Origin of the sequence: Pseudoalteromonas rubra (genome assembly GCF_001482385.1) — a bacterium.
GTDB lineage: Bacteria > Pseudomonadota > Gammaproteobacteria > Enterobacterales > Alteromonadaceae > Pseudoalteromonas > Pseudoalteromonas ardens.
On the sequence record NZ_CP013612.1, the window covers coordinates 534,854 to 548,387 of the forward strand.

The following is a 13,534-nucleotide window of genomic DNA, read 5'->3' on the forward strand; positions in this document are numbered from 1 at the left end:
TCAGGCCCTGCACTGAGAAACTCAGGCAGGGCCATATATCATATTAATCGATATAGAGTGTTTTAACCCCGGTTGAGATTTCAGTATCAGAACCCGGTAAACGATAAGTGATGTTGACATCTACGCTGTTTGTTGCGCTATCGGTATGGTCCATGAAATGAGCATTTCCTGCCCAGCTTCCATCTTGTTCATACTGGTCTATGTAGCTAAAACACATAGAACGGTAGTAACCATTTGGTTGAGCTGAGCGTTTATCTAGAGTGTAATTGTATATGTTGGTTTCTAGTTGCTCATTGTCAGCTAGCGCGTATAAATAAACGTCAGAGTAGCCATGATAGCGCTGGTCGACTGTGTATCTAACACCATTGGTTGTGACCGCACTGAGCTGCGCTTCAACCAATCTCACGTCTTTTGGTGCAACAATACAAAGTTCGTAAGAGGTTGCACTACTGTTGTCCCCACTTTGCTCGCCAGCTGTGTTCTTGGGTGTGATTAGTGCACCGCTGCTGCGATAGTTCATGTTGTCAGCTTTGAACTGAGACTCATCGAATTCAAATGGTGTGTCGATTGAAAATGAAACTGACCGATTGAGGTAACCCTGAGAGTCCGCTTCTTTTCGAGTGACGTTATCCAGCTCATAACGGTACGTATAACCCGCTTCAAGTGGGGCAGCCGGGGCAATAGAGAGCTTGGTATCGTTGAATGACAGCGCGCTGTTTAACTCAACAGATTGGTTAGTACGCTTTATAGAGGTTGTTCCCGCAGCGACATCGTCACTGGCAGAGTCATTGCCTTTTACAACGGTGATTACATTCTGCTGGTATAATCGGACAGAGTCTTGCTGTAGTGAAACAGGGGCATTAAAGTAGTAAGTCAAGCCGTGTGTCTCTGCAACTTTGTCTTCAGTAGACTCAATTATCTCAAGTCCCAGATAAGGTGCTGAAACCTGTTCTACAAGTGGTATGGTGATCGCTAACGTGTTGTTGCTTAATTCTGAACTATACAGGCCTTCCTGGTGGTGGTGATTGTGGCGTCGGCTTATTTGAAAGGTATCATTGTGGTCACGGTAAATGCCAATGTTGTCGGCCTTATACGTGCGGCCATTTACTGTGAATTCATGGGTGATGAATTGCAGCTCGCCGTAGTATTTAGCTGATAAGTTATAATGGCCTTGTGCTTCATCAAATGTAAAGTTGCTGTCACCTTCATCATTGTTGATTGCAAATACAGTATCAGGATACAGTTGCTCACCTGATTCGCTGATAAAGTTAACCATTAAATCGTACTCATTGATGCTTTCAACAGTCGCATATAGCGTTGTCTGTTGTTCAGCATTAAAGTTGTGCAGGTTCGCCATGCCATTACTGGAGTAAATTACGTGGTCTGATTTATAGATTGTGTATTCGTCATTGCCATCGTTGTCGACATCTACATCAATCGCCAGATTGAAATCAATACCTTGAGGCACGATAAGCTCATACTGGTTTGTTTCAGTGCTATAGGTTGCAACAACCTTGTTTTGTTCCAGCATATGTTCCAAGTCATATCGCGCACTGGTAAAAGTGTTAAGTTCCCGCTCAGCCGTAATTTGCAAATCGGAAATGGCTTCAAAAGTGTTCCGATTGAGAATGCTAAAAGTAACGGTATGCGGTTTGGATACAGTCATTGTTTGCACAGCACTGACTACTTCAGTACGGCCACCGGCACTGCGTGTTGCATGGTCGAACAGCTGAGTAACAATCGCGTTGCTCGGGCTGCTTACTTTGAGCAAAATATTGCTGTACTGAGGGACTTTAGGAATTGAGTAGCTGCCATCTTCGGCAACGTCGACAGGCTCGTGCCACGTGCCGTCATAGTATGCAGTCACTTGCACATCAGATAAGTCAACACCGTCAACAGCGGCGACAATACCGCCCTTCAGAATAAATGGTGTTTCAAGCGCTTTGTCTTTTGCGGCCTGAGCTTCACTTTGTTTTTTGTTTTCATCAAGCTGGCTTTGCAAGATTTGATTTTGTTGCTCAAGTTTATTGACCAGTTCATCATTGTTATTGTTATCTTCTACTTCAAGACATCCGCTTAGAGCAAAACACGTCGCTAAGCCAATAGCAATTTTTGAATATTTAAACATCCATATGACCTTCATTTTAATTACAAAATGTTCCCGTTTTGGGATGGCGGGATTAAATCATATCTGAAAGTAGAAATCTTCACAGGGTTACAAAAAGAGACAGTAAAATTCTTTTCTTTACAGGCTGTTATCGTTTATTTCAATTTTAGCATCACTAAATTTTCACTGTTAATCGGGCATGGGTTAAACCGTAAGGTGAGTATTTTTCAGATGTTGGTTACACAGAGAGTAGAAAAAAGAGTGTAAAAAATAATGGGTAAAATTATTCCTGAAACCCGCACAATGAAGCCGTATTTGTGCGGGTTGTGCAAACTCCAGGCTAGTCTTCAGTAATTTGCGACCCTGCAATATAGGTCCCGGCCTGGATTTTGTGATAAATGGTATCAGCTATCTCCTGTGCATCTTCTCGCTGCGAGCGGGACATGCTTTTCTCATCCAGTCTGCGGCTGGTTGAAGCAGGGCGATAGCCATTATACTCTGCCAGCGTGTTCCAGATGTAGGAGCGCTGAATGTTCTTCTCTCCACCGAGTCCCTGATAGTACAGAAGCGCAAGATTGAACATGGCCAGTGTATAGTTATTTGCAGCAGCACGTTCATACCAGAACTTCGCCTGGTTGTAATCTTGTGTTACACCATCTCCATTGGCGTGCATAACTCCTAAGTTAAACTGGGCTGCCGGCATGTTTTTTCTGGCAGCGGCCATAAACAGGTCGACGGCTTTTTGCTTGTCTACTTTTACACCTTTGCCTTGCTCATACATCACCGCTAGTGAAAACATGGCGTCGGCACTGCCAAGCTTAACCGCCTGCTGCATAAGCTCTGCTGCTTTATGTGGATTTCTCGGTACACCGTATCCACCTTCATGCATTTTGGCTAGCTCGTAGATACCCGGTGCGTATCCCATATCCGCAAGATATCTGAATTCTTTGAGCGCAACATCAAATTGTCCGGCATTGGCTGCTGCGATACCTTCTTCGAGCCCGGCTTGTGCAGCGGGTGTGTTGGCGAGCAGGCCGACAAAGGCCAGTGCGTAAGTAAGTTTTTGCCACATGAGCGTTCTCCTTCATAACCGATGTTGTAAGTCACCAGACCTAAGTGCAGAGTATAGCAGTCTGGGGTTGAGCCGGTTTTAGCTAGTAGTAATGCCAAGTGAATAGTATAAGCGATTGAAGCAGAATAAAAAAAGCCCTTTCGGGCTTTTCTGATACATATCAACCGTCACTGATATGAACAATGTAGCAAGTAAATGAGTACGTCTGCCAACTCCCCCTGTGAAAAGTTGTTGGCATATCAACGTTAATGAAGCCGGAAACGGAGAATTGAGCAACGAGGTGTTCAGGTCTTCATTGAGAATGATTATCACTTGTGAATGCTTGTATGTCAAATACTAAATGATAATTAATTGCATTTATGGCTTTTATAACTTTTTACCACTGTCTGTCATCAAAGTATCTTTTCTTTTTCTCTGTATAGTCAGTATATTGGAGTGAGTGAAAATTGTTCAGGGAGCATGTTATGCAACAGCAATACACAGAATTGAAAAGAAACGTGAGTCTGCTTGGCGAGCTACTAGGCACCACAATCGCCCATTCCCAGGGTGCGGAGGTACTCGAAAAAGTTGAGTTGATCCGGCACCTGGCTAAATCATCACGCGGTGGTGATGCCCAGGCGAGAGAAACGTTAATTGAAACCCTGCAGTCCTTGCCTGACGAAGAGCTACTGCCAGTATGTCGGGCGTTTAGTCATTTTCTTAATCTGGCAAACGTTGCAGAGCAGCAACACACTATTTCTGATTCAGGATGCCCACAAGGTCCATTTGAGACGCTGCAAACCACCTTGTCTGAGATTACCAGAAAAGTAAATCAGGGTGAGACAGAGCAGCACAGAGTTGCCGAGGTAATTGAAAACCTATCTATTGAACTGGTACTAACGGCACACCCAACGGAAGTAACTCGTCGTACTTTGATCAGCAAGCATGTTGAGCTGAGCGATTGTTTGTCTGAGCTGGCTGCGTGCCAGGATAGCAGTTTGTGTCGAAATGAGGTCATCGCGCGGATCGAACAGCTGATCTGCCAGGCATGGCATACCAATGAAATCAGAAACAAGCGCCCAACCCCTCTTGAAGAAGCCAAGTGGGGCTTTGCGGTCATTGAAAACAGTCTGTGGGATGCAGTGCCAAAATTTACCCGCACGCTCACGCAGCTTGCTGAAGGTCAACTTGGTATTACGCTCCCGGAAGACTATGCACCGATTAGTCTGGCTTCCTGGATGGGAGGAGACAGAGATGGTAATCCTAATGTGACTGCGCAAGTTACTCAGAGCGTGCTTGACCACGGGCGCTGGATGGCGCTGGATTTGTATTATCGTGATTTGGATGTGCTGAGCTCTGAGCTGTCAATGGCACCGGCGAATGAGGAATTGAAAAGCCTGACAGGGGATCACCCGGAGCCCTATCGCGCGCTGCTCAAACAGCTCAAAGCTGATATTAATGAGACGATATTGTCTCTGGAGCACAAGATCAAACAGAAACCCAGCTCGTATCAGGACAAGATCCGCTGCACAGAACAACTGATGACACCGCTAAATATCTGTTATCGCTCACTGACCGAGTGCGGAATGGAAGTGGTGGCAAATGGTATGCTGCTAGATGTCGTGCACAGACTAAGATGTTTTGGCGTACAGCTGTGTAAACTGGATGTTCGTCAGGATTCAGGCAGACATTGTGATGTGCTGTCAGAGGTCACGCGCTATTTGGGAGTAGGTGATTACGGGCAATGGTCAGAGCAGGACAAACAGGCATTTTTGTTGTCTGAATTATCGTCTCGGCGCCCTTTATTGCCTAAGCACTGGCAACCCAGTGAGGAAGTACAAGAGGTCCTTGATACTTTTGCTGTTATAGCAAACCAGGATAGAGCAGCTCTGGGGATCTATATTATCTCAATGGCCAAGGAGGCATCAGATGTATTGGCTGTTGAACTGTTACTTAAGGAAAGTGGTTGTCAGTTTAAGTTACCTGTAGCACCACTATTTGAAACATTGGATGATTTGAATAATGCGCAGAAGGTGATGCAGCAGTTATTCGACTCCAGCTGGTATAAAGGACACGTGGGTCAGCAGCAGTATGTCATGATTGGATATTCCGATTCTGCCAAAGACGCAGGCATGATGGCAGCAGGCTGGGCACAGTATCTTGCAATGGAGCAGCTTATTGAAGTAGGTGAGCAATACCAGGTTGAAATGCATCTGTTCCATGGTCGAGGTGGTACTATAGGTAGGGGTGGGGCACCAGCTGCACAGGCATTGCGTTCTCAGCCCCCCGGGTCACTGAGTCATGGTTTACGTGTGACAGAGCAAGGAGAGATGATCCGCTTTAAATTTGGTCTGACACCGGTCGCCATTCAAAGCTTGTCTCTGTACGCCAGTGCTATTATCGAAAATAACCTTTATCCGCCACCACAACCTAAGTCTGACTGGCGAGATGCCATGGCACTGCTGAGTGAGCAGTCTTGTAATCAGTATCGGGATTTTGTTCGCGGTAATGCAGACTTTGTGTCTTATTTTAGAGCCGCGACGCCTGAAATTGAGTTGGCGAAGCTACCTTTGGGTTCTCGTCCGGCTAAACGCAAACCTCAAGGTGGGATAGAAAGTCTTCGTGCCATTCCCTGGATCTTTGCCTGGAGTCAGAATCGCTTAATGTTACCAGCCTGGCTTGGTGCTTTGGCAGGTATACAAAGTGTTGTGAAGGCGCATAGTGAGGCGTTGCTGGGCGAGATGAGTGAGCAGTGGCCATTTTTCAGAACACGTCTTGAAATGCTGGAAATGGTATTTTGTAAAACAGATCTCTGGCTAAGCGAATACTATGATGAACGCCTGGTGCCAGCACAATTGCGCCCACTTGGAGAGTCTTTGCGAAAAGAACTCAAAGAGGCTACGCTCTTCATCGAAAAATATGCGCCAAAAGGTTCACTGCTGTCAGCACAACCTTGGATCCGTGAATCAATCGAATTACGAAATCCGTATACTGATCCACTTAATGTACTTCAGGTCGAATTACTTAAACGGACCAGAGATAAAGATAATCAGGACTTAGACAGTGCACTGATGATTACTATGATGGGTATTGCGGCTGGACTAAGAAATACGGGTTAATTTCACTTGCTGCAATAGCTGTTTTATTCCCTTATAACAAAAACCAATCCTATAGGGTTGGTTTTTTCATTTTGTCTAGTTTTTTATGGTTGTTTTGTTGACATCAATTCTTAATTAACTAGAATCCCCTGCTACCTTGTAAACGCGCTTAACACTGATTAAGGCAATAGTCAGAGGCTGAAATGTCAACGCTTTCAACCAGTATCACATATGATGAAACCACAACCCTGATCATGATGACCCTCAGAGGCAAAGCAGGGGTAGATGATGTTGTTAATGCTTATAAGGTAGCGAACAATTACGCTTCTAAACACCGCAGTAGTAAGTTACTGGTGGATGTTTCTGAGTTGGAGCACCAATTTGCAGCAATAGATGTGGTTAATATCATGCCCAAAGTCGCACATCAGGTTAAAAACATGCAGATTGCGCGGGTGGTTGGTATTGAAGGGTTTATGCATGATTTGTTTTTGCAAAAGGTACAGCGATTTGGCATCAATGCGGAGAATTTCGAGTGCTTCAAAAGTGCTAAGGAATGGTTGAGTAAAAGCTGATTCAGGCGTAAACTGGTCTGCCATGAAACAAGCGCAAAACAGCGCTGTACAGGCACGAGCCTGTGCGAATAATAACGATATATGGCAGATACTGACAACAAGCTAATTCCTTCCGTACTGGAAGCGTGTAAAACCGCCAACGGCGTACTAAATTCCGAACTCCAAACTCATATTCAGGCCTTATTGGGTTGTAATAAAACTCAGCTAGGGCAGGCGTTGTTGCCCTACGCAGCAAGCTTTGCTCAGGCCCCCATCTCTTCTTTTCTGGTCGGTGCCGTGGCATACGACAAACACAGCGATCATTATTTCCTGGGTGCTAACCTGGAGTTTTCACACCGGGCGCTGTCTTTAGTGGTACATGCTGAGCAAGCTGCTATCAACAATGCGTGGCTAAATGGTGCTAGGGAAATTACCAGCCTGGATATCACAGCAGCCCCTTGTGGCTACTGCCGTCAGTTTATGAATGAACTAAGTAATGCAAAAGAGCTGAAAATCACCTTGCCGACGGGGGAGACGACGCTATCGCAACTGCTGCCGGGAGACTTTGGGCCCACAGATTTAGGCAATCTGGAATCACTATTTGACAGTGCTCCGATTGCTATCGATAAGGTGGATGAGCTATCTGATAAGCTGGTTAGCCACCTTAGCCAAGTTTATGCACCATACACTAAAAACATAGCTGCGGCTGAGTTAGTGATGAAAAACGGTAAGCGTTTTTATGGTCGTTATGTCGAAAATGCAGCATACAGCCCAAGTTTATCACCGATGCAAAGTGCACTGAGCCAGTTGGCTATGAGCGGTGAAATACTAGCTGAGGCTAAGCTGGAGCGGGCGACTTTGGTAGAAACAAATGGAAGAGAAAACCAGCGTGCGGTGACAGAAGCTGTTATAAGTAGCTTTAACGAGACGCTAAAGCTACATTATTATCTGATAGAGTCCAAGCAGGCTTAAGCCTGCTTTGCTTTTTCCAGTACCAGTTCAGCGGCTTTGATGACGACGGAGACCGCATTTTTTTCGACCATCTGATGATCCACGTTCGGGATCTCCTGACGGGTACGGTTAACCAATACACCTGCGACACAGGCCGCTTTTAATCCCAGCGCAGCACACATAGTAAACAGGGTTGCGGATTCCATTTCATAGTTCATAACATTGAGCTTTTGCCATTCTTCGCACGAGCCCTGAAATGCTTTTGGTACATATCCCGAGAAGGTGTCATATCGTTCCTGACCCGGATAGAAAGTGTCACTCGAAGCGGTAATGCCCGTGTGATAGGTGACGCCTATGTGTTCACACGCTTCGACCATGGCTGCGGTACAGTGGAAGTCAGAAACAGCCGGGTAGGCAAGAGGTGCGAAGTGCTGGCTGGCACCATCAAGGCGGACAGAAGCTGTGCTTACCAGAATATCACCTTCGTTAATATGTGGCTGGATAGCGCCAGTGGTGCCAATACGAAGGAAGGTATTTACACCCAGTTGAGCCAGCTCTTCAATAGCAATCGAAGTTGAGGGGCCACCAATACCAGTTGAGCAAATCACGATGGATTGGCCTTTGATATCGCCAAGATACACATGAAATTCTCGGGTTTGAGCCAGACATTTAGGGTTGTCGAGTTGCGAAGCAATACGCTCTGAACGTTTAGGGTCGCCAGGTACGATAGCCAGTGTTGCACCGTTGAGATCTGCTTTCGAAAGACCCAGGTGAAATACCTTTTCCATATATAAACCTTGTATAGTTCTAAACCCCAATGGTCAATTTTACCTGCTTTTAAGTACAGGACGAATGTCCTTATCTTGACCTTTGAGCATGACAAATGTGTTTTTTAATTTAAATCCTATAATTGCTCTGGATAAATTACCAATTTGAGGTGTAATGGCATCTTAAACAATAGGTTGTTCACTAATACTATACAAAGATACTAGCGCGAAACAGGGTCGTTTGTAACCTTAGTTATCATTCAAATTAACCAATTGCTTGCAACATTGTCGACTGTCTTCTAAACCTTAATAAGGAGAAGCAAATGGGGAATACCTACAATGCCTGCAACACAATCGATAGACAAGCACACCGAGTTTGCCCGCTGTTTTGAAAGCAACAAGTTAAGCCCTTTTGTGGCTTTTCATTGGCTCGCATTGGCGTTTAAAGACATCGCCAGAGCACCTTTACTCAGTCTGATATATGGACTGGTTTTCACAACAATACCTGCTGCAATTATGTGGCTGGCATTTGAAGTTGATTCACACCTTGTAATCTTACCTGCTGCCGTCGCATTTGCATTGATTGGACCCGCATTTGCCGCTGGCCTTTACGATGTAGCCTGGGAGCTGGAAAAAGGCCACAAGCCTACGCTTGGTCACAGCCTCAAATCTATGTTCAGAAATCCTGCAGGAGAATGGGGGTTCGCCATTTTACTGATGGTAATAATGATTGTCTGGATGCGTCTTGCTGCGCTCATTCATGCGCTCTATCCCAATGTGCCAAACCCCAACTTTGAGCAATTATCAGCATTCCTTGGGTTAGGGACCCTGGTAGGGGGCATTCTGGTTGTGGCTGTGTTTGCGATATCTGCGTTCACGCCACAGATAATGATGGAGCGTCGTGTCGACATTATGACTGCGGTGGTTTCGTCAATTCACGCAGTGAGATCCAATGCTGCGGCGATGGTTGTATGGGGCGCGACAATTGGTGTTTTGGTTATCGTAGGCTTCTTAACAGGAACGGCTGGGTTTATCGTGATAATGCCGCTGCTTGCTTACGCAAGTTGGCATGGTTACATTGCTACGATTAAAACTAAAAAACCCAGAAAATACGAATAAGCAAACACTTAGCCTGCATATTCAACCGCTTTGGCAAACTTTGGTGATGTCAGAGCGGTTGACTTATCTCCCAGCCATGTTATACCGACACCAGCACAGTATATTTTAGCGTTTTAAAGTCCACTTTATATTCGTAACTCTTTGAAAGCTAGGGTTTTTGATTTTTTTGTTGTGAAAGGTTTTTGAAAATTACGGGAAATTTCCCTTATCTATTCAGTGAACCTGACAATAAATCCGTGAGTAACGGTGTGGCATGTTTATGCAGTTGACTGAGGAGGTCTCAATGAGTGATAGCAAAGCAAAGTTTCATCAGAAAATAGAAAACTGTCTGTGTCCGCCCGGGGATGGCGTGTTTACCGTTAACACGGCGAAAGAAAGAAAGGCGGCGTTGCGAGAAAAACTCTACGGGCAGACAGAAAACATTGAACCTCTATGGAAAGCGTCATTAAATGCACTGGGTGAAAGTGAGCACAAAGCCGCCATTTTGGGGATCAGCTCCGACTGTGGTGGTGGTATTTTGAGAGGGGCGAACTGGGGTCCATTGTTCCTTCGTTCGACATTGCTAACACAGCAGCCACAAGTGAGTGCGTTTGATTTAGGTGACGTGCGTGTAATCCCTCATCTTCTGCATGACAAGTATCTGAATGAAGGGACAATCAGCAACTGTCAAAAGGCACTCTATCAGGACGAAAATAGCGATTACCATGTATCTCCTTTGTCTATTACAGAGGACGTTTGTGATGGTTTTTACGCGAATTATCCAGATAAAGGCATTTTTGGTATCGGCGGCGACCACTCAATCAGCTATCCTCTTACCAAAGCCTACCTTAAGGCGAAACGTGATCAGGGTAAACGTACTGCAATAATCCACTTCGATGCACACACCGACCTTCTGGTGGAGCGATTGGGTATCGATCTTTGCTTTGGCTCATGGTGTACTCATATATTGGAGTTTTTGCCAGCTCCGCACCATTTGATCCAGTTCGGGATCCGCTCAAGCGGCAAGAGCAAGCAACATTGGGAGTCAACATTCGGTGTTAAACAGCACTGGGCAAACGAGATCCGCGAGCAAGGCGCTGAGGCCATTGTAGAGCAGGTGATTAATCAGCTGAAGGAAGACAAGGTTGACGAGCTGTACGTGAGTTTTGACATTGATGCTTTGGATGAGCAGTTTGCTGCGGCAACGGGTACACCAGAATCAGGCGGTATGACGCCAGATGAAGCAATGACAATACTGACGGCTCTAAGCAAAGAGTTTCCTATCACGGGTGCTGATATGATGGAGATTGCCCCATTTACTGATAGCTCGCTGGCAGGTTTATCTAGCTCAGAAACGACGCTGCGTGAAGGCGCTAAGTTATCAGCATTCCTGATTGACGCAATCAATAAAGGCTAATCAGACGCACATAGAGGGTTCAGGCCCTCTATGTGGCCGCATATTATGCGCGTTTATGCTATCTCATCAAAAATTTACCTACTTTTATATTCACAGCATCCGAATATTTTCCTATATTAAAAATTGCATTCTGAATCGATCATAAGGAGCGATGCTTGGTACGCTGGTTTGTTTTTTTGTGGCTGGCCTTAGGTAATGCAAGCGCATCCGCTTATACACTGACTCTGGTAACTGAGAACTTTGCACATTTTCAGTATGTGAACGGAGAGGGTGAGCTGACGGGTCCAGCAGCCGAGAAAGTGATTTCTGTGCTCAATGAAGCGCAAATAGACTATCTTATCTCTGTTGATAACTGGAGTAGTTCCTACAACAGTGCTAAACGTGATCCGAATACCTGCATTTTTTCCATTGCTAAAAGTGAGCAACGTAATGCCTTATTCAACTGGGTGTTTCCTATTGGTGCCTTTACGACCTCATTTTATGCCTTGAAGACCGCAAACATCAGCATCGACTCTCTCGAACAAGCCAGACAATATAAAATAGCGGTGATACGTGACAACTTTAGCCATCAGTATCTAAAGAGTCAGGGGTTTGTTGAAGGCCAACAATTGTTATTGATCCAATCTTTTGAACGCGTTTTTCAGCTTCTTGCGACACGCCGGAACATTGTCGACCTGGTTATTTTGAGTGACGCGCAATTTGAGCATAAGAGCAAAAGTGAACCTATGAGCAGTGAACTCGAACCGGTTATGACAATAGACAACATGTACACTCAGCTCTATTTCGCGTGTAATAAGAAAGTGCCTTCACGAGTAATCGACCGTATTCAGGCAGCATACGAGCGCTTATATTAGGGCTTTTTTATCTCAGGCCAGCTGAACCCGTGGAACGTATCCAAATACAGCGCCTCAACTTTATCTCTCGCCCATGGGGTTTTACGCAGAAACTTTAGGCTGGACTTCACTGAGGGGTCCTTTTTGAAACAATTGATATCCACTGCTTCCGCCATGGCTTCCCAACCAAGTTGCTCAACCAGGCGTTCTACGATGTCCTGAAGTTTGACCCCGTGTAAAGGGTTATTGGGTTGTGATCCGCTCATACTGCATCTATTCGCTTAATTAAAAACGCCTAGTGTACCCTGATTTTGCCTTTCATTTCTACTCTGATTGGTTCGCCTTTGTCGTCCAGTTTAAGCCATATCAAGGGACTTTGCGGCTGGTTTTTATAGCGATGAGTACAGACATACAACATCTCGGCTTGTTTAATTACCGCGCCCTCAGTATAACGAAGATCCTGATACCAACACACCGCCTGTAACTGCTCGAGGTAAAGATTCGTTTCGTTGCCATAGGCCACACCTTTGAGTGGAATCAATAAAATTGTAAATAAAAAGCAAATTAGCTTATTTTTCATGGCATAACTCCAAGTTCGAGCTAAATTTAAGGGGTAAAGCTAATGTACTATACACCTTAGCTATTGGTAATGTGCTGACACACCTTTTTTGGCCTGTCAGCCGTTGTAATACATGCAGAAGTCGGGCCTATTTTATGGTCTCAGGAGGGAATATGGCATTTGATGAAAAACTAATGGCTGAGCTGGAACTACTGGTGAAATTTCCACGTAGTAGCTTGCATCAGGGGATAAAAATACACAAAAATGCAGATCAGGATATTCTATCGGCAGCCGAGCGGTTATATGCCAAAGGGGTGATTGATCAGCCTGACGGGGGTTATCTTACAGATCTTGGGCACGATTTGTTGGTGCACTTAGACCAGGTGCACAGCGCACTTAAATAGTTGGACCGGCGGTATCAGGAGCGTATTATCAACGCTCCTGAAGCCGTTTTTACTTAGGTGCGTCGGCTTGGTTTTCCGGTGCCGCATCTTTAAATGCCGCCAGTGTATTACAGTGTTCGTAGATACGCGCAATTTTAGGGAAATCATTCATATCGACTTTGAAGCGCAACGCATTATAAACCTGAGGTACCAGGCAAACATCAGCAAGCGTTGGCTTATCACCGAAACAAAACAGGCTGTCGCTTAGCATCACTTCTAACTTTTTGAACCCTTCAATTACCCAATGGCGATACCAAGTGTTTTTTTGCTCATCTGACACGGATAGCTCGTTACTCAGGTATTTTAGTACTCTTAGGTTGTCGATCGGATGAATATCGCAAGCAATAGCGTAACAGAAGTTGCGCACTTGTGCTTTTTCCCAGCTATCAGCGGGCAGTAATGGAGCAGCTTCATAAGCTTCTTCCAGCCATTCCAGAATAGCCAATGATTGAGCCAGTACGCCCTGAGCTGTTTCCAGTGCAGGCAGTAGTCCCTGATTGTTTTTACTTAGATAGTCAGCCCCTTGTTGTTCTGACTTTAGCAGGTTAACCGGTACTAATTCATGATCCAGGTCTTTCAGGTTGAGTGCAATTCGCACACGATACGCGGCAGAAGAGCGAAAATAAGTATACAGTTTCATGTTTGGTCCTTTTGTTCAC

General features: G+C 45.3%; 13 protein-coding genes. 7 read left to right on the forward strand and 6 right to left on the reverse strand.

Going from position 1 to position 13,534, the window contains the following annotated elements; all coding sequences use genetic code 11:
- Positions 1-43 precede the first annotated feature (43 nt).
- A complete protein-coding gene (locus AT705_RS21470) occupies positions 44-2,128 on the reverse strand; it encodes a hypothetical protein (RefSeq protein WP_058798395.1) in 2,085 nt (694 codons plus the stop codon).
- Between the two features lie 319 nt (positions 2,129-2,447).
- Positions 2,448-3,179, reverse strand: a complete 732-nt coding sequence (locus AT705_RS21475) for a tetratricopeptide repeat protein (RefSeq protein ID WP_058798396.1) — start codon at positions 3,177-3,179, stop codon at positions 2,448-2,450.
- Between the two features lie 464 nt (positions 3,180-3,643).
- Between AT705_RS21475 and ppc the strand changes: the two genes are divergently transcribed.
- The 3 genes from ppc to cdd all read left to right on the forward strand — a co-directional run bounded on the left by ppc (position 3,644) and on the right by cdd (position 7,779).
- A complete protein-coding gene (gene ppc, locus AT705_RS21480) occupies positions 3,644-6,277 on the forward strand; it encodes a phosphoenolpyruvate carboxylase (RefSeq protein ID WP_058798397.1) in 2,634 nt (877 codons plus the stop codon).
- A 182-nt stretch (positions 6,278-6,459) separates the two neighbouring features.
- Complete coding sequence (locus tag AT705_RS21485) at positions 6,460-6,828, forward strand: hypothetical protein (RefSeq protein ID WP_058798398.1); 369 nt, start codon at positions 6,460-6,462, stop codon at positions 6,826-6,828.
- An 81-nt stretch (positions 6,829-6,909) separates the two neighbouring features.
- Positions 6,910-7,779 carry a cytidine deaminase gene (gene cdd / locus AT705_RS21490; RefSeq protein WP_058798399.1) on the forward strand — a complete coding sequence of 290 codons (870 nt, stop codon included), beginning with the start codon at positions 6,910-6,912 and terminating at the stop codon, positions 7,777-7,779.
- On the opposite strand, the gene udp is transcribed toward cdd, so the two are convergent.
- A complete protein-coding gene (gene udp, locus AT705_RS21495; protein ID WP_058798400.1) occupies positions 7,776-8,546 on the reverse strand; it encodes a uridine phosphorylase in 771 nt (256 codons plus the stop codon). The genes cdd and udp overlap by 4 nt on opposite strands.
- A 318-nt stretch (positions 8,547-8,864) precedes the next feature.
- On the opposite strand from udp, the gene AT705_RS21500 reads away from it, so the two are divergent.
- From AT705_RS21500 to AT705_RS21510, 3 genes are all read left to right on the forward strand, one after another.
- A complete protein-coding gene (locus AT705_RS21500) occupies positions 8,865-9,644 on the forward strand; it encodes a DUF2189 domain-containing protein (protein ID WP_058798401.1) in 780 nt (259 codons plus the stop codon).
- Positions 9,645-9,927: 283 nt separating this feature from the next.
- Entirely contained in the window at positions 9,928-11,040 is a 1,113-nt protein-coding gene (locus AT705_RS21505) for an arginase family protein (RefSeq protein ID WP_058798402.1), read from the forward strand.
- A gap of 155 nt (positions 11,041-11,195) precedes the next feature.
- Positions 11,196-11,894: a transporter substrate-binding domain-containing protein gene (locus tag AT705_RS21510; protein WP_058798403.1), complete on the forward strand. Its 699-nt coding sequence runs from the start codon at positions 11,196-11,198 to the stop codon at positions 11,892-11,894.
- Here the strand turns inward: AT705_RS21510 and AT705_RS21515 are convergent.
- Positions 11,891-12,139 (reverse strand): VF530 family DNA-binding protein, encoded by a 249-nt coding sequence (locus AT705_RS21515; protein WP_058798404.1) that lies wholly within the window; start codon positions 12,137-12,139, stop codon positions 11,891-11,893. The two genes, AT705_RS21510 and AT705_RS21515, sit on opposite strands and share 4 nt — an antisense overlap.
- Positions 12,140-12,168: 29 nt before the next feature.
- A complete protein-coding gene (locus AT705_RS21520; RefSeq protein ID WP_010381046.1) occupies positions 12,169-12,453 on the reverse strand; it encodes a DUF1496 domain-containing protein in 285 nt (94 codons plus the stop codon).
- A 152-nt stretch (positions 12,454-12,605) separates the two neighbouring features.
- Between AT705_RS21520 and AT705_RS21525 the strand changes: the two genes are divergently transcribed.
- Entirely contained in the window at positions 12,606-12,836 is a 231-nt protein-coding gene (locus tag AT705_RS21525) for a TIGR02647 family protein (protein ID WP_010381049.1), read from the forward strand.
- Between the two features lie 49 nt (positions 12,837-12,885).
- On the opposite strand, the gene maiA is transcribed toward AT705_RS21525, so the two are convergent.
- Positions 12,886-13,515: a maleylacetoacetate isomerase gene (maiA, locus tag AT705_RS21530; RefSeq protein ID WP_058798405.1), complete on the reverse strand. Its 630-nt coding sequence runs from the start codon at positions 13,513-13,515 to the stop codon at positions 12,886-12,888.
- Positions 13,516-13,534 lie beyond the last annotated feature (19 nt).